This is a genomic window from Pseudoalteromonas sp. T1lg21 (assembly GCF_002964625.1).
GTDB lineage: Bacteria > Pseudomonadota > Gammaproteobacteria > Enterobacterales > Alteromonadaceae > Pseudoalteromonas > Pseudoalteromonas gelatinilytica.
Genome location: NZ_PQBX01000061.1, coordinates 175,271 through 201,530 on the forward strand (window position 1 = coordinate 175,271; position 26,260 = coordinate 201,530).

Below are 26,260 nucleotides of genomic sequence, written 5' to 3' on the forward strand. Positions count from 1 at the left end.
GATGTGATGAGTTTTATTCAAAAGTGCAAGCGCGCTATGTACGCTGCTACTTCTCGTAAGGTAATGATTGTAGTTGGCTTTATAGCTCTCTTCCTACTTATTTGGTTTGGTGGTCCACTGATTGCGATCGCCGATTATAAACCGTTTGAAAGTGTCGCAGCTCGTGCCATCACTATTTTAGCAATTTTACTGGTTTATACCGTAGTTAAACTAATTGAATTTAGAAATCAAAGCAAACGAAATACCAGCATGACAGAAGAGCTGATAGAAGTTGATGCTAATTCTGCAGATGAAGTCCAAGAAGAGATTAAAACCTTAAAAACTCGTATGGTTGAGGCAATAGAGTTGTTGAAGGACGCTAAGCTTTTTAACGGCCGTAATATCTATCAGCTTCCTTGGTATATTATGATTGGCCCACCAGGGTCAGGTAAGACAAACTTCATTAATAATTCAGGTCTCGACTTTCCTCTAAAGGAAAAGCTAGGTACTGACTTAATTCACGGTGTGGGTGGTACACGTAATTGTGATTGGTGGTTTACCAACAAAGCTGTGATTATCGATACCGCCGGGCGTTACACAACTCAAAACAGTCATGCTTTGCATGATTCTAAAGCATGGCAAGGCTTTTTAGGGCTACTCAGAAAATACCGTCCAAAACGACCTGTAAATGGTGTAATCATCAGTATGGGTATATCCGAACTGATGAATCAAACGAAAACTGAGCGTAACTTGCATGCCCGAGCGATAAAACAACGCTTGCAGGAGCTTCAAGGTCAGCTTGGTATGACTTTTCCTGTATATGTTATTTTTTCTAAAGTTGACTTAGTTGAAGGCTTTAGAGAGTTTTTTAGTGAACTGAGTGATGAAGAGACGGAGCAAGTTTGGGGGGTTACTTTTGAACTTGATGCAGATTCTGACAATCAAATTGAAGTGTTTAATAAAGAATTTCATGGGCTAATTTCAAATTTAACCTCGCTATTAAATCGACGTTTGATTAATGAGCATGATTTGGCGAACCGTTCTAAAGTGTTTGAGTTTCCAAAACAACTTCGTGCTCTTCAAAGTGTTGGTTACTCTTTTTTAAAAGAAATATTTACGCCAAATGCGTATGAAAGTCTGCCAATATTTCGTGGCGTATACCTTACCAGTGCAACGCAAGAGGGAACACCTTCTAATTTGCTAACTGAGCAAAACTCGACGAAAAAAGACTATATCAATCAAACGAGAAGCTTCTTTATAAAGCGTTTATTAGAAAGCGTTATTTTTCCTGAGCAAAACTTAGCAAGTACCAACAAACATCATGAAAAGCAAAGTAAGTGGCTACGGGTATCATGTTTAGCAGCGACATGTATCACTCTGATAGCATTAAGTATTTCTTGGTTTATTAGCTTTTCATGGAATAGTGAATTGATAGATGAAACAAATCAAGCGTTAGCTGAATATCAAGTATTAGATCAAAATACGGTAGATAAAAGTAACTTACTTGTTTTGAATCAGCGTTTTAATAAGCTGAAGAACTTCCCTGTTAACGAGATTAATGCTGAAGACTTTGAAGCGTATGGTTTTAGTAAGGTCGAAGAGCTAACAGAGGCTTCAAAAAGTGCCTACTTGCGTTCACTAAAAACGTACCTAGAACCATATTTACTCAATGCGCTAACATCTGAGATGGAGCAACAAGCTGATTATTTGAGTTATTTATACGAGACATTACGCAGCTATCTGATGTTATTTGAGCCTGAGCATTATAATCAAGATGATTTACTTGCCTGGTTTAGTGCCTATTACGAAAGAGCTCTTCCGGGGGATGTGAACGTAACTAATCGCAGTGATCTCATGGCTCATACGCGAGCACTACTGGAGCATGGTTTTTCTGGGCAGGAAATTGATCATCAAGCTGTTCGTCTTGCGCGAGCTGAATTAACAAAACTGCCAATTGCAGAAAGAGCTTATCAAAGACTGCAAGCTGACTTTATGGAAAGCAGCATTCCACCAATAAAATTAACAGACATTATAAGTTACGAAAGTGCAAGAGAATTTAGTTTTCAAAACCCTGAAGTCGCGATGAAAGGTATCCCAGGTCTTTATACCTACAATGGTTATCATGGCATTTTTAATGTCGAGAAAAGCAAGATGTTGGGTAACTTGATGGCAAGTAGTTGGGTTTACGGTGAAGAAGCTGCAAACACATACGATATCTCAAAAGCTGAAATCGAAAAGAAATTAGAGCAAAAGTATTTTCAAGATTATATCTATTACTGGCGTTCCTTTGTTGATGAGTTGACTTTAAATGAGTTCAATTCACCAACAGAAGGTGTTCGCGTTACTAATGTTTTAGCGGGACCAGAAGCACCAATAAAAAATATTATTACAACTGTTCAAAAAAATGTTCAGTTGACTAAGTTGCCTATTTCGGAAAATCAAAAGGCTGCCGGTAAAGTGGCTGCAAATGCAGCTGAAGTTGCTATGCATACTAAGGCTAATAGACTTAAGCGTTACTTACCCAATGAAACACCGAAATTTGAGGTGAAGCTTCCTGGTTATCAAGTAGAAGAAGCATTTAGTGATATTTTAGAAATAGAACCACAGCAACTTGAGACAATTCAAGCAAGTTTAAGAGAGCTAAATATTTACTTAAACCAACTTGACCGTGGTGGATTACTTAAGTCTTCTGTAAAGAACCAATTAAGCGGTAAAAATAAACCAGAGTTTCTGAGCCAGCTTGAGTTTCAAAGTAAAGGGCTGCCTTATCCAGCCAGTAATTGGTTATTGAACATAAGCCAAGATACGTCAAACATCACAAGAAAAAGTGCCAATCAGCACTTAAACGAAATCTGGAGAAGCAGTGTTTTACGTGAGTACAACGCAGCAATTGTAGGGCGTTACCCGTTGGTACCTCACTCAGATAAAGAAATTAACCTTAAAGATTTCTCTGACTTTTTTGGTCCTAAGGGCACAATTGATAACTTCTTTACTACCTATATTGCACCCAGTGTCGATACCAGTAAGAGTCCATGGCGATTTGAAAAAAACATAGGAGTAAGCGAATCCGCACTTAAAATGTTTGAGCAAGCAGCCAGAATTCGTGAGGTGTTCTTCGATGGCAGCAGTAATACGCCACGCATAGAGTTTGGTTTAAAGCCGATAAAACTCGACCAAACAATTTCTAGCTTCATGATCGAAGTTGATGGTCAGTCAATGATTTATCGACATGGTCCACCGAAAGTAAAAAGTATTGTATGGCCAGGAGACGTTGCCCAAAGTAAAACCAGAATTGTGTTTACACCACCTTATGGTGGCAGGACTATCAATACTAGTTACAGTGGCGAATGGTCTTTCTATCGAATGTTAGACGATTTAAAGGCTCAACGAGCAGAAACGCAGAGTGACTTAGAGCTGCACTTTTCGCTGCAAGGTAATAATGCAACCGTTGAATTATTACCAAATTCAATTAGACACCCATTTTGGAACGCAAGTATAGAGAGTTTTTCATGTCCGACAAGGCTATAGGTATTGGCTATTTGGGCAAGGTTCCATTTTTGGGTGACTTTGTGCAAGAAGGGATCAGCCAACAGTTTTCAGAGCATTGGGAGCATTGGTTACAGGCAGCAATAGCAGTAAGTAAAGAACAGTTAGGTGCTCAGTGGCAAGAACGTTATTTAACAAGTCCAGTATGGCACTTTGCATTATCTGAAAACTTAATTACAGAAAGCGCAAAAGTGGGCACACTTTTACCAAGTGTTGATGCTGTTGGGCGCCATTATCCCTTTACAGTTCTCATCGATAGCGACAGCACACCCATTTCGGCGTTAAATTCGAACCAGCTATCGCTTGATTATGAAGACGCTGTGTTATCAGTACTTGATGACAGTGTGGACTTGAGTGTTTGGCAGAAAAAGGTACTGAATACGCTTAAAGTTCGTCATTCACCCGCTAAAAAGTTCAGTAAAAGTCTTTCGCCAGATGAAAATAAATCTGCTGCTGTATTTGAGTTTCAAGGAGATGAATTAGCGGATGGGGCTCTAGATGATGTATTGCATTCACTTTTACTCAATAAGTATGGTGATTACAGCGTTTGGTGGACTCACGGCTCTATCAATATTAAACCTGTTGTTTTTGTGACGGCAGGTTTACCACCGGTAAATCAGGTGGCTGCAATGCTAGATGGACGTTGGCAGCATTGGGAATGGAATTATACCCAGGTAAGTAAGTGTGAATAAAAATTTTATTAGTTATGCCGTGTCTCATCGCGGAGTCGTTCGAGAACTTAACGAAGATGCTTATATTGAACTTAATAAGTATAACATTTGGGTGGTTGCAGACGGTATGGGAGGACATGAAGCGGGCGATTTTGCAAGTCAGCTAGTGGTAGATGTTATCAAGGCTGAAGTCGAAGAGTTACCTGCGTCATCAATTTCAACCGAGATGTTGATCAAGGCAATAAAAAGTGCCAATACAAAACTGCTTGAATATAGCAGTGATTTTTTAGCTAACAAAACGGCCGGTACAACAGTTACCGTATTGTTTTTCAAAGATAATAAGTATTCAGCAATTTGGGTAGGTGATAGCAGAATATACCTTTACAGAGCGAATGGGTTGTTACAGTTATCTCGAGACCACAGTCAAATTAATGATTTAATTGATGAGGGGTTACTCACAGAGCAAGAAGCAATAAATCACCCTTTAGCAAATGTTATTACACGCGCGGTAGGGGTGCAAAATGAGTTGTCTGTCGACTTTGTAGAAGGCGACTTATTAACTGATGATATTTTCTTACTTTGCTCAGATGGATTAACTGGCGAGTTAAATGACTCGGAAATTAGTATTGCTTTGGGTCCTAAAAATATTATTGACTCAGGTATGGCTTTAATTCATTCCACTCTTGTGCGTGGCGCAAGAGATAATGTTACTTTTATTTTAGTGAAAAATGAAAAGTTAGATAATTCTAATGATAAAACATTAACTAATAATGATTTGACTGTGCCCTTATTATTGAGTAGGTAGTCTATTATTTAAATAATATGAATGATGTTTTATTTTATTATTTTATTTTTTGTAATTTTATTTTAATTAATGGTTTTGTGGCTTGAAATTAAAAATAAGAGATGTATTATTTTACGTTGTCTCTATTTTGGGTGTAAAAGGAATTTGTAAGGCAATGGAATGTTTGTATTTGATGAATATATAGCTCCAATTAGTGAAGATGCATTCGCGGGCATTGAGCCAAGATCTGATGTGTCTCCTACCTCAACGTATTATTCCTTAAAAGATATGCGCAATCAGTTACGTGCTGCTGAACGACTTGCACTCGTCGATGACGAAGGCATCGCTTCTCTTGCTCGTGATTGGCAGCCATTGTTAGAACAATGCAGCGCAGCATTAAAATCAGAAAGTAAAGATATAGAGTATTTAGCTTGGTTTACTGAAGCATTGTGTCGTGTACATGGTTTTAAAGGTTTGGCATTTGGCTTTCGCGTGGCACATGAACTAATAAGTCAACATTTTGAGGCGCTCTACCCATCACTTGATGAAGGTGATGAGATATCTGATAAAGTCTCTGCCCTTGTTGGTTTAAATGGTGTAGCGGGGGATGGGGCATTGATCATCCCTATCAAAAGTATTGCATTAACAGATAGCCAAAACTACGAACCATTTACTTATTGGGAATATCAGCAAGCTTACGACATATCTCGACTCAATGAAGAGAAAAGAGAGAAAAAAATAGCGCAAGGGGCTATTGATTTTGAGTTGATAGAGAAAAGTGCCCAAGAAACGTCAGCAGCGTTTTTCCTCGATATAAAAAATGGCATTGAAGAGGCGCTTGCAGAATTTAGTGCTTTGAGTAGTGCACTTGATAATGCTACAGAACAATCGCAGCCTACTTCAAATATCAAGCAAGCACTCGAGGAATGCTTAAATGCAGTTTTACATTTAGGTGAAGATAAACTTAAGTCCCTTGAAGCGAAGTCAATACAAGAACTGCAAGAAAATGAGCAGGTTGAAGGCGAAACATCTGTCACAGAGAATCCCTCTCGAAATGATACCCAAATCAATAGCCGAGAAAATGCGATAAACAAGTTGCAAGAAATTGCGCAGTTTTTTAGAAAGACAGAGCCACATTCACCTATGTCTTACACCATTGAACAAGTTATTCGATGGAGCGAATTATCGCTACCAGAATTATTAAATGAGTTAATAACCGATAGTGATGCTAGGACCGGATACTTTAAGCTGTCTGGCATCAAAGTTAGCGAAACAGAAACCGAGTAAAAGGAGTTTTGAATGAGTATCCATGACAAATTAAAACGTGTACGTAAACCGAGAGTACATATTACCTATGACGTTGAAACAGAAGGTACAATTGTAAAAAAAGAGCTGCCTTTTGTGGTTGGGGTAATGGGCGATTTTTCAGGTCATAATCAAGAAGTATTAAAACCTTTAAAAGACCGTCGTTTTATTCAAATCGATAGAGAAAACTTTAATGATGTTTTAAAGAAAATGAGTCCTTCTCTTAAGTTAGATGTTGATAATACCTTAACTGATGATGGCACCAAATTTAGTGTTGCTCTTAACTTTAAAAGTATTGATGACTTTGAGCCTGCAGCTGTCGTAAATCAAGTTGAACCATTACGCAATTTGATGGAGACACGCAATAAGCTTCGTGACCTAATGACTAAGATTGACCGCTCAGAAGAGTTAGAAAATGTCTTAGAAGAAGTGTTAAGCAACACGGCGAGTCTTGATTCAATTGCCAAAGAGCTAAAGTTAGAGGAGTCTGAAAAATGAGCACCGAAACACTAGCACAAGAATTAGACACAGCAACAACGACAGAGTCAACGTCGTTATTAACTCAAGCGATTGGCGCAACTAAACAAACAGACGCAAGTCGAGCGGAAGAGCTATTACGCACTTTAACTGAAGAAGCTTTAAAGGGCACTGTTCAATGGAATAAAAACATGACAGTGACTTTCAATGAAGCGATTCAGTTGATCGACCAAAAAATATCGAAACAACTCAGTGTGATTATGCACCATGAAGACTTTCAAAAATTAGAAGGTTCGTGGCGTGGTTTGAATCACTTGGTAATGAATTCGGATACTGGTTCAACTTTAAAAATTCGCGTGCTTAATATGAAGAAGAAAGAGCTTCATAAAGATTTAAGTAAAGCGGTTGAGTTTGATCAAAGCCAAACATTCAAAAAAATCTACGAGTCAGAGTTTGGTACACCAGGTGGTGAACCTTACGGTACTATTGTTGGTGATTTTGAGTTTACGAATCACCCTGAAGATGTTGAAACTCTTGGCTTAATGTCGAATGTTGCTGCAGCTGGTTTCTGTCCGTTCATTTCGGCATCATCACCTTCACTCTTTGGTTTTGATAGTTGGGAAGAGCTCACTAAACCAAGAGATCTTGAAAAAGTATTTGAATCTCTTGAATACACTAAATGGCGCTCATTCAGAGATAGCGATGATTCACGCTTTGTTTCACTCACGATGCCAAGATTTTTATCTCGTTTACCTTATGGTGCAGCATCTAAACCTGTTGAAGAATTCAACTATGAAGAGTTTGAAGTTGATGAGCTTGCCGGTCGCTCTGTAAGTACTGATAACGGTGATTATTGCTGGAGTAATGCTGCCTATGCGATGGCGACGAACATGACAAAAGCATTCTCTCAATATGGTTTTTGTACTGCTATTCGTGGCGCAGAGGGCGGCGGTAAAGTAGAAGGTTTACCTACCCATATATTCACAAGTGATGATGGTGATCCTGATCTTAAATGCCCAACAGAGATTGGTATTACTGATCGACGTGAAGCAGAGTTAAGTAAGCTTGGTTTCTTACCACTGTGTCATTATAAAAATACAGATTACGCGGTGTTCTTTGGTGGACAATCGTGTCAAAAACCGCAAGTTTACTCAACGCCTGATGCAACTGCGAATGCTGCTATTTCAGCTCGCTTGCCTTACCTAATGGCTACTTCTCGCTTTGCTCATTATTTAAAAGTAATGGCACGCGATAAAATCGGTAGCTTCATGGAAGCAGAAGACGTTGAATCTTGGCTAAATCGTTGGATTCTATCTTACGTAAATGCAACAGAGGGTGGTGGTCAAGATATCAGAGCACGTTATCCTTTAGCAGATGCAAAAGTTTCAGTTAAAGAAATTCCTGGTCAACCTGGTGCCTATAATGCTGTTGCGTGGTTAAGACCATGGTTACAAATGGAAGAGTTAACGTCATCACTTAGATTGGTTGCCAAAATCCCTGAGATTGGTTAACCCTTTCTGCATTAAGGATGATGCAAAATGAATTGTGAAGAGTTTTCATTCATAGGAGCTGACGCTGTATTTTCTCATAATACAGCGTCTGATATCTTCGAAAATAGCGCTTTATTGGAACGCTTTCTAAATGAGAAAGAGACATTTAAAGCACTGTTATTATGGCTTGAAGGCTCTTCTGATTCACCATTGCTGTGGGATAAAGAGTCAATCAGTTCATATTTGCAACTGACCATTGTTAAAATAGACTCGCTTATATCTGAGCAATTAGATCAGATTTTACATCACCCAACATTTCAACAATTAGAAGCCAGCTGGCGCAATTTATGGTGGTTAACTTTACAAACAGAACTTAGCGATAAAGAAAAAAAAGTAAAGTTACGTCTGTTAGATTGTGATTGGAATACATTATCGAGAGATGTTAATAAAGCAATCGATTTTGATCAAAGTAGCTTCTTTCAATTAATTTATCAAAATGAGTTCGATCGCCCTGGCGGAGAGCCCTTTGGTGTATTGATTGGTGATTACGAAATTACCAACGGGAATGCACCGGGTACAATTTACAACGATATAGACACCTTAAAAGAAATTTCGAAAGTAGCCGCAGCCTCCTTTTCGCCATTTATTTCTGCTGTGTCAGCAAGCTTATTTGGTGCAAACAGCTTTACTGATCTAGGTTACCAATTCGATTTATATAATCAATTTGAACAGGTCGAATATACAAAGTGGCGTAGCTTTAGAGCCATGGAAGATGCGCGTTTTGTTGGTCTTGTATTGCCGCATGTTTTAGTCAGAGCCCCCTATAAAAACGACGGTACCCGTCACTTAGACTTTTTATATACAGAAAAAATAACAACACCAGAAACAGATATGTTATGGGGAAACGCCGGTTACCAATTTGTGTCGACTTTAGTGCGTGCTTATGCTGAAAGTGGTTGGTTTGGTCAAATAAGAGGCATTGAACCAGGTAAAATATCTAAAGGTATCGTTACTGGGTTGACGAAAAATTACTTTTCAACCGATGTATACAGAAAAGAAGCTAAACCACCAATAGATTTGATTATAACCAGTAAATTAGAAAAGCAATTTTCTGAACTTGGGTTTATTCCAGCCTCATCCGTGATTAATACTGAGCATCTGGTTTTTTATAGTAACGCTTCGGCTCAACAAGCTAAGCACTATGATAGTGAAGCATCGACAGTAAATGCCCGCTTATCGTCTATGCTGCAATATATTTTATGTGTCTCACGTTTTGCTCACTATTTAAAGCTGCTAGCACGTGATCGGGTTGGTTCTTACAGTACAGCTCAAGCTTGTGAACACGGCTTGCAAGCATGGGTTAATAACTACACGACAGCATCGGACTCTGCCTCAGAGCAAATACGAAGTAAGTATCCTTTGGCAAATGCTAAAGTGAAAGTGACTGAAAATAAATCGAAGCCAGGCCACTACTTTTCTGTCTTACAACTACAACCTCATTTTCAGCTTGATCAAATGGTATCAAGTATCAAATTAGTGACTGAACTAAGTCCTCATCATCAAATAAAGGAATAAAAATGAAAAAGATCCATGAGTGTATTCGCAATGGAAAATTAGCTGATGCATTAGAGTACTGCGCACAAAAACTAAAAGATGATCCACTGAATTTTGATATTCGCAGCGCTTATACGGAATTGTTGTGTGTTAATGGTGAACTTGAAAAAGCGGATAAACAATTAGATTTTATGGTGACTAAATCACCTGAGTTGGCGGTAGGTGCTGTTAATTTAAGACACCTAATCAGGGCCGAGCAAGCACGACAAGATTTTTATGAAGGTAAAGCGGCTCCTAAACTATTTCATGAAGCAGATGAACTCGATGAGATATTTCTACAGATGCATATTGCTTTACGTGGAGAAGATTTAAAAGAGGCTACTGAAAATGCAGCCAAAGTTGAGTCTTTCAGAACTAATTCAGCAAATGAGCAACTTACTGCAATCAGAGATATTGATGATTCATTAAACCCATTTCTGGAAATTTTGGGGACCAACGGTGAGTTTTATTTAGCTCGCTTTGATGAAATCGAAAAATTTGAAGTTCAACCCATAGAATCAATCGTTGAGCAAATTTGGCTACGTGTTGAGGTCACTATCAAAGATGGGCCTGTAGGTACTGCTCATATCCCAGTTGTTTACCCACACTCAAAGAGTGAAATAGAAAAACTAGGCCAAGTGACTGAATGGCAAGAATTAACTGAAGAAATGTACTTAGGACGCGGAATGAAAATGCTGTTTATAAATGATGAAGCAGTCTTATTGTCTGAACTTGGCTCTTTCATCAATTGAGTGTGAAATGTTCATGATTGCAAGCAAGCAGCCGCTCAAAGCATCAATTTTAGATCGTTTGATAGATGACGAGCCAGAAGTACAGGATTCGCCACAGCGAACGGATGGTATCAGCTTATCACTTTTAAAAAGTTATGTAAGACGAGATATCGAGGCGTTGCTAAATGCTCGGATCCAGTGGCATACATGGCCAAGTCAATACAGTGAGCTTGCAACATCATGTTTATCATATGGATTGCCTGATTTTTCGAGCATGGTTGTAAGTTCGCATGAAGGGCGAGCTGCGTTGTGTGAAAAAGTTAGAGATGCCATTTTACGATTTGAGCCTAGGTTTATTGAAGTTGAAGTATTAGTTGATGAAGAACTCCCTCTTAACCGAGTATTAAACCTAAGAATTAATGCCTTGTTATATGCCGATCCAGAGCCTGAATACATCAGTTTTAACTCTGAAGTTGAGCCAGTTAGTTTAGGTATGAAAATCTATGAGTCTTCACTATGAATGATGAATTATTAAAATATTACAATCGTGAATTAGCGTATGTGCGCCACCTTGGGAAAGACTTTGCAGAAAAATACCCAAAAGTAGCAGGCAGGTTAAAACTTACAGACGAAGTGATAGAAGATCCCCATGTTTCAAGGTTAGTCGAATCATTTGCATTTTTAACTGCCAACATTAGGCAAAAACTTGATGATAGCTTTCCTGAGTTAACGGATGCGCTTTTAGGTCAACTCTATCCAGACTACCAAGCGCCTATCCCTTCATTATCAATTGTAAAGTTAGAGTCAGAAAACTTATCAACGACAGGGGTTATTATTCCTCGCGGGAGTGAGCTTGAAACCAATGTAGAAGGAATGAAACAGTGTAAATTTCAAAGCTGTTTTGATACCAATTTGTGGCCCGTAGAGATAACAGCTGCCCAGTTTGATAACAGTCCTTTTATTGCGCCTAAACCAAAGTTTAATGAACCTGCTAAAGCGATATTTAAGTTACAACTGACAGGTGAGTATGATGGCGTTTCATTGCATGAAACAGAGCTAAATGATCTAAAAATTTATATTCATGGACAATGGCATTATGCGCTCAAAGTATATGAACTCTTGTTTAAACATTGCATCGGAATAGCAGTAGACAATGGTGATGAGGGAGTGCATTACCTCTCGAAAACTCATTTAAAATCAGTTGGATTTGAGGAGCATGAAGCTGTTGTTCCTTACTCAATGCGCTCATCATCAGCATATAGGCTATTAGTCGAAAACTTTATTTTCCCTGAAAAGTTTAAGTTCTTTGAGTTACAAAATATTCGCTCGGTACTCCCTCGCAATGCCAGTGCAACAACACTTTATTTTTATTTAGATGTTGAGTCTAGCGAGTTGGAGAAGCAAGTAGATAAAGACATGTTATTGCTGGGTTGCACGCCAATCATAAATTTATATGAACAAGAACTTGAACCGATCCGCCCAGAGCTAAGCGAATATGAGTATAAACTCGCACCACGCTATATCGACTCTGAAATATCTGAAGTTATTAGCCTTGAAGAGGTGGTTGCATTTGACCATAAGGGGAATAAACAGATAGTGACGCCTTTTTATGCGCAAACACACCCTAAATATCAAGAGCATAAAGATCTCTATTGGCATACTCGACGAGAAACTGCACTTTGGGCTGGTGGCTATGCTGAGGCGGGAACCGAAACCTATTTATCATTAGTAAATGGTGGCTTCGAAAATAGTGCGCTAGCTCTCAGTGAGGGAAATACGGTGGTAACAGCGCGGGCTCAATGCAGTAATCGTAATCTACCAGCTAGTTTGCCATTTGGTGATGATGAACTTGGTTTTACATTGCCAAAGCGTGGCGATGTAATAAAAAAAATTAGGTGTTTAGTTGCACCAACTCATGCGGTAAGACCTGTGCTTGGCAGTAATACTCGCTGGCAATTGATCAATCACCTGACTCTTGATTCATTTAGTGGTGAGCAAAGTGCAGAGAAATTAAAAGAAACATTGAGGCTATATGATTTTAAAGCAACACCCCAATCAAAAGGGATGATTGATAACATCTATAGCGTCAAAATTGAACCTGCAACTGCACGTGTCGTGCAAAACGGTCGAGTTGCTTTTGCAGCAGGAACTGACATTGAAATTACGTTTGCAAATGATGATTACGCTGGTAGTGGGGTGTTCTTTTTTGCTTCAGTTCTTGATTGTTTTTTCTCGCAATTTGCATCAATTAATAGCTTTACACGCTTAAGTCTCAAGTTAAAAGAACAAGATCGAGTTTATCATCAGTGGCCAGCTAGAGTAGGTTCCGGAGTGCTACTATGATTGCACAATTGCTCGAGAACGCGACAGAAATAGATTTTTACAAAGCCGTGTTTGTGATCGAGTCTCAGTTGTCGAGTGCGGCCCAGCAATACCGAAAAGTTGGTTATGATTGTCAGCCAAAACTAGAGCTGATCAAGTTTAGTTCAACACAAAAATTTGGCTTTGCGGGTAATGCGATAACTAAATTAAAACCTGCTAAAAACGTTGCAGGGATCACTCAGTTTGATATGGAAATATCATTTATGGGGATGACCGGTTGCTCTGGTGCTTTGCCACATTTTTATAGTGAACTGGTGATGCAGCGATTGCGTTATAAAGACAGTACAATGAGAGATTTCTACGATATGTTTAATCATCGTTTGATTTCGTTGTACTACCGAGCTTGGAAAAAGTATAAACCCGCACTTAATTTTGCTAATAGCCATCAAGATAACCACACAAAAATTTTGGCACTTTTGAGTGGGGGCAATGCCCCTCATCAGCTTTATTTCAGTGGTCTTTTCAGTCGAAAAACACGAAATATTGCTGATCTGCGAAATATTTTAACTTTCTATTTAGACTGTGATGTCAGCATAAACCAATTTGTAGGCCAATGGCAGCCGTTAAAGCAATCTGAGCAAACGCGCATTAATAGTGGGGGCTTTGCAGGTCAACATGCAAGGCTTGGTATTGATGCGATTGCAGGCAAGCAAGTTTGGGATATATCAACAAAGATCGAAGTTATTATCGAGCCCAAAAATGAGCACCAAACAGCCCGTCTTCTACCACAGCAAGAACTCTGGAATTTAGCCCATCAAATTGTGGGTGATTTTGTTGGTAATCAAATTCAGCATGCACTGATAGTAAAAGCAAACTTTTATAAGCTTGGTGCAATGCAACTATTAAAAGAACGATGTCAATTAGGCTGTAATAGTTTTCTGTTACCCGAAAACGCTGCTCAAAATGGCAAAGTCTCTGAACTTTCGTTCAAAGGATAAATAAATACAAGGAAATATTATGTCTACAATGACGCTAAATACACTCGTAGAAAAACTAAGCCCAGAGTGCAAAAAGAGTCTTGAACAGGCTGTTGCAATTTGTAATAGCCGAAGTCACTTCACTGTTGAATTAGAGCATTGGTTACTAGCGATGCTTGAGCAACAACTTGATGATTTTCGAATTATTTTGAGCGCTTACGATATTGATAGAGACTCGTTAAAAAATGATTTGAATAAGTCTTTAGAAATGCACAAAACGGGTTGTAACTCATCACCGAGTTTATCGATGCATGTGACCAGTTTGCTCAAGCAAACGTGGCTTAGTACGAGCATTGATTTTACAGATACACAAATTCGTAGTGCTTACTTAATTTACACGCTGGTAAAAGATGACACTTTAGCAAGTTTAGTGAGTCGTTGTAGTAAAGAGTTTAATAAGATAGAAGCAGGACAATTATTGCATGCTTGGCCTGAAATGGTCGCAAAGTCACAAGAACAAAGCCCTGTGGCAAATAGTCAGGCTGAAAAATCGGTATCTACAAGTTCTAAAACGCCGAGTTTAGATCAATTTACAGTTGATCTAACAGCTCAGGCTAAAGCAGGAAAAATAGATCCAATTTTGGGGCGTGATTTTGAAATTAGACAAATGGTCGATATTCTTACTCGACGTAGACAAAATAACCCCATTCTAACTGGTGAAGCTGGGGTAGGTAAGACCGCAGTTGTTGAAGGGTTAGCGCTAAGAATTGCTCAAGGCAGTGTTCCAGATGTTCTAAAAAATGTAAAAATTCACACCCTAGATCTCGCTTTATTACAGGCCGGCGCCGGTATGAAAGGTGAATTCGAAAATAGGCTAAAGTCTTTAATATCGGAAATTAAGAGCACCCCGAATCCTGTAATTTTATTTATCGATGAAGCGCACACAATGATCGGTAGTGGTGGCCAAGCTGGTCAAAATGATGCTGCAAATCTTTTAAAACCGGCGCTAGCTCGCGGCGAACTCAGAACAATTGCAGCCACAACATGGGCTGAATATAAAAAGTTCTTTGAAAAAGACGCAGCATTGGCTCGCCGATTCCAAGTCGTTAAAGTGGAAGAGCCTACACCAGAAAAAGCAATTGCGATGTTACGTGGTTTAGTGCCTGTTATGGAAAAACACCATAATGTGTTCATTTCCGAGCAAGCGCTAGAAAGCGCAGTGCATTTATCACACCGCTACATTACCGGCAGACAACTTCCTGATAAAGCTGTTGGTTTACTTGATACAGCCTGCGCTCGGGTTGCAATGAGCCAAGCATCAACACCTAATTCAATCGAAACGCTTGAAAATGAACGCTCAGAAATAGAGTCGCAAATTAATATGTTAACTCGTGAGCAACGCACAGGATTAAATCACAGTGAGGTGCTTGAGAGTTTAACAAATAAGTGTCAGCAAATTACTGAGCAGCTTGCACCATTGAAGTCGCAATTCGAAAATGAAATGTCACTTATTAAAGATGTAAAAGAAGTTATCACTGGCTTGAATGATGAAACAGAACAGCCAAGTGCAGAAATTGAAAAGCTTCAACAATGCAAAGAAAGCTTAGCCAAATATGATTCGAACATGGTGCATTGGCAGGTTGATGATGAGTTAATTGCGCAAGTTATTTCTGACTGGACTGGTATCCCTGTTGGCAAGATGCATGAAGATGATGTGAAGAGTGTTCTTAATTTAGCAAGCACAATGAAAGAGCGTGTTGTTGGCCAAGATCATGCGTTGGAGTTAATTGCAAAAGTTGTACAGACATCTAAAGCGCAATTAGCTGACGAAAGCCGCCCGAATGGAATTTTTATGCTAGCGGGTCCAAGTGGTGTTGGTAAAACAGAGACGGCACTTGCATTAGCGAATGAAGTGTATGGCAGTGAAGAAAACATCACAATCATCAACATGTCAGAATACAAAGAAGAGCATAAAGTATCGTTACTACTTGGATCACCTCCTGGTTATGTAGGCTACGGCGAGGGTGGCGTATTAACAGAGGCGATCAGACGTAAGCCATACAGTGTTATTTTGCTAGATGAAATTGAAAAAGCGCACCCAGGTGTACATGACATCTTTTACCAAGTGTTTGACAAAGGCACAATTAAAGATGGAGAAGGTAGAGATATCGACTTCAAAAACACGATTATCATTATGACCTCGAATGTGGGTACTGATACAACAATGAGCTTATTTGAAGACGAAGAAACAGCGCCAAGCGTTCAGGGTCTGCAAAAGGCTATTCAAAGTGATTTACTTGAAGTATTTAAAGCAGCATTCCTCGGCCGCATCAATGTCATACCATATTTGCCACTAAATAAAGAAACTCTTGCAGAAATTACAAAACTGCAATTAAGTAAAATAAAAAATAGAGTTAACAAAAATTACAAATCTGATTTTTTATATTCAGATCTTGTTGTAGATTATATAGTTAACAACTGTAATGACTCTGGTTCGGGTGCAAGAAATATTCACGCATTATTGCAAAATAATGTCTTGCCATTATTATCTGAATCTTTACTTGGTAGTCTTGTTAGTGGTAGTAAAATCAATAGTATATCATTAAATTTAAATGATGATTCATTTGTTGTTAATATAAATTAATATATTTAAATTAGTTTCTTGTTTCTTTTTTGGAGTCGGATTATAATTTGTCCGTCTTCATTAGTTGATGGAACATTGAGACATTGTCTTCGTCTAGGGAAAGGATATTGAAGACCTTTTCGTTGCGCAGTTAGAGATAATGATTTCAAAGGAATTTTGGGAAACCAAAAGTAAATGATCCAATGTAATGGATATTATTTATAAATTAAAAGGAGCATTATCAAATGCAATCAAATACATATTTAAAATACGGTTCAATTAAAGGTGAAACTACTGCTGAGTCTTTTAAAGATTTAATCACAGTTTTATCATTAGATTGGAACGTTAGTCGTGAAATTTCAGCGCACACTGGTACAGCAATGGACCGTGAATCTAGCTCAACTCGCTTAGGTGATGTAACTATCACTAAACTTCAAGATAAAGCGTCTCCAGACCTTTTCAAAGAAGCGACAATTGGTAAAGGCCTACCGGCTGTTTTCCACATCACTAAGCAAGGTGATAAAGTTGAAGAAATCATGAAAATCGAACTTACAGATGCAATGATTTCTAGCTACTCGGTATCTGTTCAAAATGACCGTCCAGTTGAAACAATCACTATCAGCTACACAGAAATGATGATGACTGTTACTCCTACTGACGACAAAAATAACATCACTGCACCACTTGTTTATGGTTACAGCGGTGTTAAAGGTCAGCAAATGTAATTTTTTGCAGTACCTAATAGCTCTGAGTTTTGCTCAGAGCTTTTTTGATCTTTAGGAATAGGAAGCATGGAATGCAAAAAGCAACACAAGATAACAATGTAATTCAGATTAACACCCCAGCAGGTAAAGATACGCTTTACTTAACTCGGCTGGTGGTGCAAGAGTCTATGTCTGATTTGTTTGTGATGTCAGTGAATATGTTCACTATAGGCACACAAATAGCGCATGAAGATCTGGTGGGAAAACCTGTTTCTATTAAAGTAAAGAATGCCGATAGCGCTGGTGAGCGTTATTTTCATGGCATAGTTAGCCAATTAGTCTCTAATGGTAGCCGCACTGCTGATATTGATGAGCAAAAAAATTATATAGATTACCACGCCACTATTGTTCCTTTCGCAGCATCAATGCGAAACCGCAAAAACAGTCGGATCTTCCAAAAGAAAACAATAAAAGATATTTTTGCCGATTTGTTTGGTCAACACAGTGTCGCTTTTAAAGATAATACAACTAAAACGTATCCCAAGTACGAGTATTGTGTTCAGTACCAAGAGTCAGATTTTGACTTTATTCAACGCTTATTTCAGCAAGAAGGTATTTTTTATTTTTTCGAGCATAGTAACAGTGCCCATACGCTCGTACTCGCTGATGATATAACAGCTTACGAAGAGTGCGCAGAAGCAAAAGTAGAGTTTACTTCTGGTCACCTCAGTGAGTCCCACATTAATAAATGGCAAGGTGGTTTAAGCATAGCGCCTGGCAGCTACAAGCGTATTGGCTATGATTTTAAACAACCACCCAGATACCCAGATGGCGATCACAAAAAAGCAGATTTACCGACCCAGTCAGTTGCTGAAATTTTTGAATATACCGCTGAAGCCGAAACCCATCCAAGAGCTGCAGGTTTAGCAGCCGTACAACTTGAATCATTACAGCGTAATATGAAGTTAAGTAGCGGTAGAAGTGATTGCCGTTCATTCTCGGTGGGTAAATTATTTAGCTTTAAAAAACATGAAGACCCGCGCCTAGAAGGTAAAACATTTGCTATCACATCTTTACTAACGTCTATTACGGTGCCAAATCAATCGGGTGCTCAGCAATCTGGCGCGCAAGAAGTATTTACCAATCACTTTGAATGTGTACCAAAAGATGTGCCATATCGAGCAGCGCATAGCATGCGCAAGCCTGTTATTCATGGTGTGCAAACAGCCATAGTGACGGGCGACAGCGCAGATGAAATTATGGTTGATCAATACGGACGTGTGAAAGTGCAGTTCGATTGGGACCGAGAAGGTAAAAAAGACTCGCAAAGTTCATGTTGGATCAGGGTTGCGCAAAACTGGGCCGGTAAAAAGTGGGGCGCATTTTTCTTTCCTCGAGTAGGGCAAGAGGTGTTAGTCGACTTTATTAATGGCGATCCTGATCAGCCAATCATTAGCGGTGCAGTATACAACGCTGATTTAATGCCTCCTTATGCATTACCTGCAGATAAAACACAAAGCGGTATCAAAACACGCTCAACAAAAGAGGGTGGTGCAGATAATTTTAATGAACTGCGTTTTGAAGATAAAAAAGGCAGTGAGCTTGTTTACATGCAAGCAGAAAAAGATAAGCAGCTGTATGTAAAAAATGATCAAAAAGAAAAAATTGATAATGATCGTTTTCTTGAAGTGGGCAACAACGATGATGCCAAAGTAAAAGTGAATCGCACGGTTGATATTGGTGAAAATGACACGCTGAAAGTGGGTAAATCACTCAATATAGAAGCGGGGAAAGAAATCGTTATTAAGACCGGATCGGCAAAAATTACTATGAGTAGTAGCGGTAATATTTCTATCGAAGGCACAAATATCAATATTAAAGGCAGTAACGTAAAGGTTGATGGGAGTGCAATTACCCTTTCTGCTGGCATGATCAAGTTGAACTAGCATGGAATTACATAATACGTTTCAACCAGGTGTCGTGCATGGCGCAGCAAGTAATGGCTTTACCGTTTATTGCCGTTATGGGCTTCCTCATTTGGTGTGTCTTTGTGTAAACCGCCCTGATGATCCGTTTTTGAACTTGCCAATAGATTATTTTAAGAGCCTTGATGGTTATTTTGCTGAGCAATTTTTTATAAACCTTCACCCTGTACTCAATAGTAGCAATGTGTTGTCGCATATTTACCAATACGCCACACAAACAAGTTCAATTATAAATGATCTTTCGTACGACGAAATAGCGCAGGAGTTAGCAAAACTCGTGTGCACAAATAAGTTACAAGTTATTCCTTTAAACGAATAGCCAAAAACAAGGAAGGCATTATGGGAAAACCCGCTTCAACGTTAGGGCATATGCATGTTTGTCCAAAAGTCACAGCACAGGTACCTCACGTAGGTGGACCCATTGTGGCTGGTTCTGCCAATGTATTAATAGGCAATATGCCTGCCGCAAGACAAGGTGACATGCTTGTTTGTATAGGCCCGCCAGATAGTATTAATAGCGGTTCGGGTACAGTCAAAATAAACGGAAAACCCGCTGCTCGAATGGGAGACAGTACTTCTCATGGCGGTAAAATTGTTTTAGGTAACCCAACAGTTTTAATTGGTGGATAAGGTGTTATCACTGATTTTAAATGAGCATAAAGCAGCTCTTTCAAATTTAAATGTGATGCAGCAAAGTGCGTTTTATAGCATTGGGTTTATCGCTCAAGTTCGTCAGCAGTTAGCATTAAAAGTACAAGCATATCAGGGTGCTAGCAATGTACAGTTTGAAATGGTGCTACGCACTATTGAAGAAATTGAGACGTTAAAGCAGCAAGAAACGTTATTAGATGACATTGCTGAAGCGTGCTTGGTTGCGCTGCTATTAATGTCGAACTCTCAAAAGCAGAGGTTTTTGGGGTTATTAAACCGACATGAGTTTACGCTTTTAAAACATAAGCTTTTGGAGAAAAGCTTAACAAAAAGTGGGTCCGCCAATAGCGACTTTTTGAATTGGGCAAATGTGTACGGTAATTCAGATACACAGGCGATTATTTATAAAGCAATAAAACGTGCTGTAAAACAGCTCCCAGACATGCCTGAAATGCAAGAAACAGTAAACGCATTTGAAAAGGCTGCGATGATTAATTCACCGTTAATGTCTGTGTACCTATTATTGCTAGACCCGCAGAGAATGAATTTTGTTTGCAACTATGTGAGCCAACAGTTTACTCGAGAGCAAGCTATTGTGGTGCTGTTGCAAACTGGGGCAACAAAATATGTCCCCATGGCTGTTGCGCTGTTGACTGAAGTGAGGTCGGCCAAGAATCTTGTTGCTGGTATTAAACGCTGCTTAGGTAGTCAGCTCGATGAATTAGTTGCATTTGATACTCAAATTCAGGCTGGCGATTGTAAGCAAGCCGCTGTTGATTTTCAGCGCCAATTTGCATTGAGTTGGCCAGAGCAAAAGATCAATTTTAATGATCAAACTCTTGTTTATGGCTTTGCGATGAATAGGCCTGTCAGTGTAGCAAGCCTGCAGGGTGTTGATTTTTTTAGTTGGCAGGTGATTACAATTTTAAATGCGCTTAAATATGACTGTCGAAATAGTCAAGCGAGTTAGCATTGAGTGCATTTAAAATTTCAATACAGCAGTTTGATACACCTTATGAAGTAGCCCCAGAAGTATTAGTACTAGAGGGGAGCTCGGGTCATGAGCAAGTGCAAAACTGGCATTCATTTGATGCCTTTATTTATGACTGTATTGTAAAAGCAAAGTCAGTATTGAAAGAGTCAGACGTGCAGCAACCATTAATTTGGTTATTACCGGCGCTGCCTTTTCAAACTGATCATAAAACACTATTTATAAACAGCCTTCAACAGCGTTATGGCATTGCTGTCGAACAGATGATTTTTGAAGGCGCAAACGCTATACACAGTGCGATTGCATTAGCTAAAGAGCAAAATTTTAGTGCTTTTGATGTGGTAGCAATTGATGGTGTGTTTAAAGCCTCAAAGCATAACGGCTTTGAATATTTAGGGATAGCGGCTTGTAAGGCATATGTTGAATTTACTCAGGTAGGTTGGGCGTTGCAATCTCGAGCATGTGTTCTTCTGTGGATATAGCAAAGCATCAGCCTATACATGCAGAGCTTGAACGTATTTTATCGCTAAATGAACAAAAAATAGATTTAGTGTTTGCCCCAGGTAATGGCCTAGAAAGTGATGATTGGGTAAGTTATTTACCTGTTTTAAGTAAAAAAATTAATGAACAAACGTTGTTCCAACTTCCTAATTATAAATTAGGCAAAATGGGAGCAATAGAAGGGGTTGTAAACCTCGCAAGCCTGACAAATAGCTCACTTTATGCTGAGCGTTTTGGGCAGGCGTTAATAATTTCGCAAGAGTACAACAAGTACCAAGCCGTCGCGTCATACTTATGGATAAGTAAGGAAATGTGCAACTAATGGATAGTAAAGCAGTTGTGTTACAGGGAACACGTTATCCCATCTGCCTCGTGTTAGCTAAACAGCCAGCCCCCAGTGGTTTTATTGCTGTCGCAACGAATACGCCGGATAGTGCCTACAAATTTGTAGCAGAGGTTGGCGCGGTATTAAGTGGCGATGCTGCTAAACGATTAGATCTTATTCAATTGTTAAATGTTGCTGGTATTAATTGTCCAAGGCAAGCAACAGCGCGCGAAACTGCATCGGCTTTGATAAAAGCCTTAACCTCAGGTGTCATTACGTGCTACCAGCAGCAAGTAAAAAGCACCATTCAAGTCAGTGATAATACTCGCTCATCGCAAAGTAGCAGTTCGGCGTCTTCGGCTGTGCCAAGTAATGCCAAAAAAGCAACACAAGCTCCTGCTAGCAATAAGGGCAGTGCCAGTAACACAACCGCAAGTGAAACGCCTATAACAGAACAAGAATGCCGTTCAGACCCGGTTTCGATGCTAACAGGCGAAGAAATTCTTCCTTTAACTGACTTCTCATTAGCCGCAAATAGGCCTTTAACGTGGCGTCGGTTATATCGTTCGTCTCACTGTAATCAAAAAACAATACTGGGTAATGGCTGGCGTCACGATTATTTAGTGCAATTAACCGAGCATTACCTACCACCGCCGAAAGTGGGCCCAAAGAAAAAGGGCACCTACTGGCTCGAGTATCAAGACGAACATGGTGCGACTCATAAGTTTGAAAAAGTGAAGCCGGGGCAATCGAGTTATCAGCTAAGTAGTAACTTGGTGCTTCATTATAAAGAAAATGGCAAGCAAGTATTAGTAACACCAGATGATAAACACCTGACGTTTATGCCGGGTGGATCAGCATGGTTGATCGAAAAAATCATCAATGAAAAAGGTCAAAGCACCCGTTTTTATTATGATTCAATGGAGCGTTTACACCGTATTGAAGTAAACAAAGTACGCGGCTGTGTACTGAAATATAATAAGCACGGTTTCCTCAAAACGGTGCACGCTTATCGTACTAATGAACAAGGAAAATTAGTTCTTTTAGATCAGCCGTTAGCCAGTTATGAGTATGATGAACAGTCAAACTTAGTGGCGGCAACAAACCAATTTGCTGAACAAGAGCGTTATGAGTATAACGCTGCAAATTTATTAATAAAGCGAACTAGAGCAAGCGGTTTTAGTCATCACTTTGAGTGGGACTCATATGGTTATGATGCCAAATGTATTAAACAGTGGGGTGATGACAACACCTATTGCTATCAGTTCGAGTATCATGGCAATAAAACAACCAGTATAGATTCACGCGGCAACCAAGAGCACTTTGTGCACAATGAGCAAGGTAAGCTGATTGAACACACTGATGCCAACGGTAATATCACACGCTATGATTACAATTCGCTTGGACAAAAAGTAGCGCAAACAGACGCCTTAGGTCATCAAACGCTTTATACCTATACTGAATACGGCCAACTTGAATCAGTCACCCAAGCTGATGGTAACCGCACTCAATTTGGCTATAACCAACTTGGTCAACAAGTCGTTGTTATTTTGCCAAATGGCGAGAAGATTAAACGCCAATACAGTGCCTCAGGGTTACTACAAAGTGAAACCCAAGCAGATGGGCGAATAGCACTTTACAGTTACGACAAACAAGGTAATTTGACCCAGCATGTCACGCCAAACGGTCATGTATTAAAATACACATGGAATGAACAAGGTGAGCTACTCGCAAAGCGGCACAATGATGAGCTCATTCGTTACAGCTACGATAACCTCGGTCGTGTAAACGCAACCATTAACCAAGCCGGTCTGCTTACTCAATATAAATATAATGAGCAAGGGCAACTAGTTGAAACAAACGCGTTTGAGCAAAGTAACCCTGATAACAAACAACAACAGCTTTTTTCTTATGATGATGCTGGTCGATTAGTTCGTTCGAAAAACGGTAATGGTGATACCACAGAGCAGCACTTTGAGGGACTAAGCCAACCTCACTGCGTGATCCAGCCAGATGGCAGTGCACTGCATTTAACGTATGATAAAGAGCGAAATTTAACCGCAATCGAGCGTAGTGACGGCCATATTTATCGCATTAATTACGATGCAAACGAAAACCCAACACAAATCACGGGTTTTGATGGTACTGAGCAGCAATTTAAGTACGACGCATGTAATCGCTTAGTGGCTGTCACGCAAAGCGACAAACGCCATGTGAATATTAAGCGTGATAAGCTAGGCCGCGTTATTTCGCAGCACGCAAGTCTAGCCACAAATAAACACATAGTTAATAACGCTAACCACTACAGTTATACGACAGAGGGCAAAATAGCACGTGCTCACAATGAGCAATCAACGATTAAACAGTCGTTTGATAAAGGCGGGCGACTACTCAGTGTTGAGCAAATTCACAACCAGTCTCAAACTCATAAACTTGCATACAGCTACGATGACTATGGCAGACGACAGTCTCTTACCTTGCCAGACTCAACAACCCTTTATTATAACTACAATAGTTTTGGCCAGTTAAGTACTATACAGGTAAAGCGAGCGGATGGTGAGTTAGCAAAACTCGTCGAGCTTGGCTACGACAGCCAAAATAATATCAAAACTCAGCGTTTCGGTAATAAGGCCATTCTTAATCAGACGTTTGATGTTTTTGGGTGTTTAACGCAGCAGCAACTATCGCATCCAGAGCACACATTATTTGATAGCTGTGATTATCAATATGATGGGGTTAATCAACTTATTGCGCGTGAAGAACAAGGCATTAGCTGCCAAAATACACAGTTTGAATACAATAGCCTTGGACAATTAGTTCAGCAAAATCTAGCTGATGCAAAGTCGGGTTCACAAGCGCCAGAAAAAGCCAAGCAATTTCAGTGGGACAGCTTTGGTAACCCGATTAGCCAAACTCAAGTGCAGCATGATGAAGCAGTCAATAAACAAGAAGCTAATGATGCTGTTACATATAGCCAAGTCGATGCTGACAGGTTAACCCATTTTGGCGATAGCGATTTTGAATACGATGACTGTGGTAACCAAGTTCGTGAAACGGGCAAAGGTATAAAAACGCACCGTGAATACAATGCGTTCAACCAATTAAGCAGCTTTAACAACAATGGCACGCTAACACATTACGACTACGACCCATTGGGTCGTCGTATTGCTAAGCAGACTGAGCATGGCAAGATTGATTATATTTGGGATAACGACCAGCTAATAGGTGAATACCAGCACGGCGAGTATACCTGGTACATCAACCTACCCAATCAATTTCACCCGGTCGCACTGATTAAGCAAGGTGAGCTGTATTATTACCACCTAGACCAACTAAACACCCCACGTTTTGTTACAAACAACAATGCAGAAGTTGTATGGCAAAACCATGCTGATGTGTACGGCTATGAAGAACCAGAAGCCGGTGCTGACTTTAATAAAGAAAACAGCTTCACTCAGCCAATACGTTTCCAAGGGCAATATTTTGATGAAGAAAGCGGCCTACACTACAACCGCTACCGCTATTACAGCCCCAAACAACAACGCTTTATAAACCAAGACCCCATTGGTTTAATGGGTGGTATAAACCATTATCAATATGCGCCGAATCCAGTTAATTGGGTAGATCCGTTTGGACTTAGTTGTAAAGAAAATACTTGGAATACGTTTCAGAAAAATACTAAAGGGCATTTTGCAAATAGTTCAGAAGCTGCCACGTCGTATCAATTAATGAAATATGTTCGCACATTAGAAAACAAACTACGACCGGATGTTTCAGATTACTTACCTCAATCATATATAGACGCTCACGAAGCAAAATTTACTGAAGGAGCTGCATATTTTACTCCTAAGTGGGCGTTAGATGAATTCGGTCGCAGTGTGGTTGGTCGCCCTGATGGGCAATTTGTTATGACTAAAACTCAGATGGATGGTATTCTTGTTCGAAGCAATGGTGACATGACATTAATAGAAGCAGAGCTTGGTATTCCTGCAGGTGACTGGCAAAAAAATGAAATGGTTATCATAGAAATATTGGATCCCAACAAACATAACGTTCGCATTCCAACAGGTCGAGAAGATGGAGCTAATGAACTGTGGCTACCTGGAGGAAAATTACCAACAGGCCATGATGAAGCTGTCATAGATGCAGTCCCTGAAGGCTCATATAAAGAATTGAGTATTGTTGAAGCAGTTAACTCCACTAAAAATGCTAAGGAAAAAATATGAGTGTAGTATTTCAAAAACCTTATTCTTATAGTTTATATGTCTATGACAATGTTTGGTATGTAACATATCTGTCGGGAGGGCCGCTTGAGTCCGGGGTTTCTATTAGGCTGAATTCTGATGAGATTTCTTTAGTACATGATAATCAAACAGAACTTGAGAAGTTAATTAAGAAATTTAAAAAAGAGCCCTCTTTATATGAAGGACGTGAAATTTCACCGGTGGTAACTTCAAATGGTCCACCTGCAAAAAACAACTGAAGGAGTAAAAATACTAAAATTCCTTATTTTTGCAATTAATTGAATTAAAACTAGGTTTTTATAGAGAAAAATGAACACTGTGTTTTGTAGCAGTAGCTAAAAATTTCAAGCCAGTTTGGTTG

Annotated in this window: 21 protein-coding genes; all 21 read left to right on the plus strand. The window is 39.5% G+C overall.

Going from position 1 to position 26,260, the window contains the following annotated elements:
* The first annotated feature begins 6 nt into the window (after window positions 1-6).
* The 21 genes from tssM to C2M25_RS17615 all read left to right on the plus strand — a co-directional run bounded on the left by tssM (window position 7) and on the right by C2M25_RS17615 (window position 26,138).
* Window positions 7-3,507, plus strand: coding sequence for a type VI secretion system membrane subunit TssM (gene tssM, locus C2M25_RS17515; protein WP_105181723.1), 3,501 nt, complete (start codon window positions 7-9; stop codon window positions 3,505-3,507).
* Complete coding sequence (gene tagF, locus C2M25_RS17520) at window positions 3,489-4,217, plus strand: type VI secretion system-associated protein TagF (RefSeq protein WP_105181724.1); 729 nt, start codon at window positions 3,489-3,491, stop codon at window positions 4,215-4,217. Before tssM ends, tagF begins: the two co-directional genes overlap by 19 nt.
* Entirely contained in the window at window positions 4,210-5,001 is a 792-nt protein-coding gene (locus C2M25_RS17525) for a PP2C family protein-serine/threonine phosphatase (RefSeq protein WP_105181725.1), read from the plus strand. The genes tagF and C2M25_RS17525 overlap by 8 nt, the downstream gene beginning before the upstream one ends.
* Window positions 5,002-5,160: 159 nt before the next feature.
* The gene (gene tssA, locus C2M25_RS17530; protein ID WP_105181726.1) at window positions 5,161-6,267 is read left to right on the plus strand and encodes a type VI secretion system protein TssA; all 1,107 of its coding nucleotides are present in this window, start codon (window positions 5,161-5,163) and stop codon (window positions 6,265-6,267) included.
* Between the two features lie 12 nt (window positions 6,268-6,279).
* Complete coding sequence (gene tssB / locus C2M25_RS17535) at window positions 6,280-6,783, plus strand: type VI secretion system contractile sheath small subunit (protein WP_105181727.1); 504 nt, start codon at window positions 6,280-6,282, stop codon at window positions 6,781-6,783.
* Window positions 6,780-8,273, plus strand: a complete 1,494-nt coding sequence (tssC, locus tag C2M25_RS17540) for a type VI secretion system contractile sheath large subunit (protein ID WP_105181728.1) — start codon at window positions 6,780-6,782, stop codon at window positions 8,271-8,273. Before tssB ends, tssC (C2M25_RS17540) begins: the two co-directional genes overlap by 4 nt.
* A gap of 27 nt (window positions 8,274-8,300) precedes the next feature.
* Window positions 8,301-9,827 (plus strand): type VI secretion system contractile sheath large subunit, encoded by a 1,527-nt coding sequence (gene tssC, locus C2M25_RS17545; RefSeq protein ID WP_105181729.1) that lies wholly within the window; start codon window positions 8,301-8,303, stop codon window positions 9,825-9,827.
* Window positions 9,828-9,829: 2 nt separating this feature from the next.
* On the plus strand, window positions 9,830-10,597 hold the full coding sequence (locus C2M25_RS17550) for a type VI secretion system accessory protein TagJ (RefSeq protein WP_105181730.1): 768 nt from the start codon (window positions 9,830-9,832) through the stop codon (window positions 10,595-10,597).
* A 13-nt stretch (window positions 10,598-10,610) separates the two neighbouring features.
* Entirely contained in the window at window positions 10,611-11,096 is a 486-nt protein-coding gene (tssE, locus tag C2M25_RS17555) for a type VI secretion system baseplate subunit TssE (RefSeq protein ID WP_105181921.1), read from the plus strand.
* Window positions 11,093-12,919, plus strand: a complete 1,827-nt coding sequence (tssF, locus tag C2M25_RS17560) for a type VI secretion system baseplate subunit TssF (RefSeq protein WP_105181731.1) — start codon at window positions 11,093-11,095, stop codon at window positions 12,917-12,919. The genes tssE and tssF overlap by 4 nt, the downstream gene beginning before the upstream one ends.
* Window positions 12,916-13,896, plus strand: coding sequence for a type VI secretion system baseplate subunit TssG (gene tssG / locus C2M25_RS17565; protein ID WP_105181732.1), 981 nt, complete (start codon window positions 12,916-12,918; stop codon window positions 13,894-13,896). The genes tssF and tssG overlap by 4 nt, the downstream gene beginning before the upstream one ends.
* 19 nt (window positions 13,897-13,915) lie before the next feature.
* A complete protein-coding gene (tssH, locus tag C2M25_RS17570; RefSeq protein ID WP_105181733.1) occupies window positions 13,916-16,519 on the plus strand; it encodes a type VI secretion system ATPase TssH in 2,604 nt (867 codons plus the stop codon).
* Between the two features lie 224 nt (window positions 16,520-16,743).
* The gene (locus tag C2M25_RS17575; protein ID WP_105181734.1) at window positions 16,744-17,223 is read left to right on the plus strand and encodes an Hcp family type VI secretion system effector; all 480 of its coding nucleotides are present in this window, start codon (window positions 16,744-16,746) and stop codon (window positions 17,221-17,223) included.
* A 71-nt stretch (window positions 17,224-17,294) separates the two neighbouring features.
* Window positions 17,295-19,148: a type VI secretion system Vgr family protein gene (locus C2M25_RS17580; protein ID WP_105181735.1), complete on the plus strand. Its 1,854-nt coding sequence runs from the start codon at window positions 17,295-17,297 to the stop codon at window positions 19,146-19,148.
* 1 nt (window position 19,149) lies between these two features.
* Window positions 19,150-19,506, plus strand: a complete 357-nt coding sequence (locus C2M25_RS17585) for a hypothetical protein (protein WP_105181736.1) — start codon at window positions 19,150-19,152, stop codon at window positions 19,504-19,506.
* Between the two features lie 20 nt (window positions 19,507-19,526).
* Window positions 19,527-19,817 (plus strand): PAAR domain-containing protein, encoded by a 291-nt coding sequence (locus tag C2M25_RS17590; protein ID WP_105181737.1) that lies wholly within the window; start codon window positions 19,527-19,529, stop codon window positions 19,815-19,817.
* Window position 19,818: 1 nt separating this feature from the next.
* On the plus strand, window positions 19,819-20,808 hold the full coding sequence (locus C2M25_RS17595; RefSeq protein ID WP_105181738.1) for a hypothetical protein: 990 nt from the start codon (window positions 19,819-19,821) through the stop codon (window positions 20,806-20,808).
* A gap of 2 nt (window positions 20,809-20,810) precedes the next feature.
* A complete protein-coding gene (locus C2M25_RS17600) occupies window positions 20,811-21,311 on the plus strand; it encodes a hypothetical protein (RefSeq protein ID WP_105181739.1) in 501 nt (166 codons plus the stop codon).
* Complete coding sequence (locus tag C2M25_RS17605) at window positions 21,302-21,652, plus strand: hypothetical protein (RefSeq protein ID WP_105181740.1); 351 nt, start codon at window positions 21,302-21,304, stop codon at window positions 21,650-21,652. Before C2M25_RS17600 ends, C2M25_RS17605 begins: the two co-directional genes overlap by 10 nt.
* Entirely contained in the window at window positions 21,652-25,881 is a 4,230-nt protein-coding gene (locus tag C2M25_RS17610; protein ID WP_105181741.1) for an RHS repeat-associated core domain-containing protein, read from the plus strand. The genes C2M25_RS17605 and C2M25_RS17610 overlap by 1 nt, the downstream gene beginning before the upstream one ends.
* On the plus strand, window positions 25,878-26,138 hold the full coding sequence (locus tag C2M25_RS17615; protein ID WP_105181742.1) for a hypothetical protein: 261 nt from the start codon (window positions 25,878-25,880) through the stop codon (window positions 26,136-26,138). Before C2M25_RS17610 ends, C2M25_RS17615 begins: the two co-directional genes overlap by 4 nt.
* The last annotated feature ends 122 nt before the right edge of the window (window positions 26,139-26,260 follow it).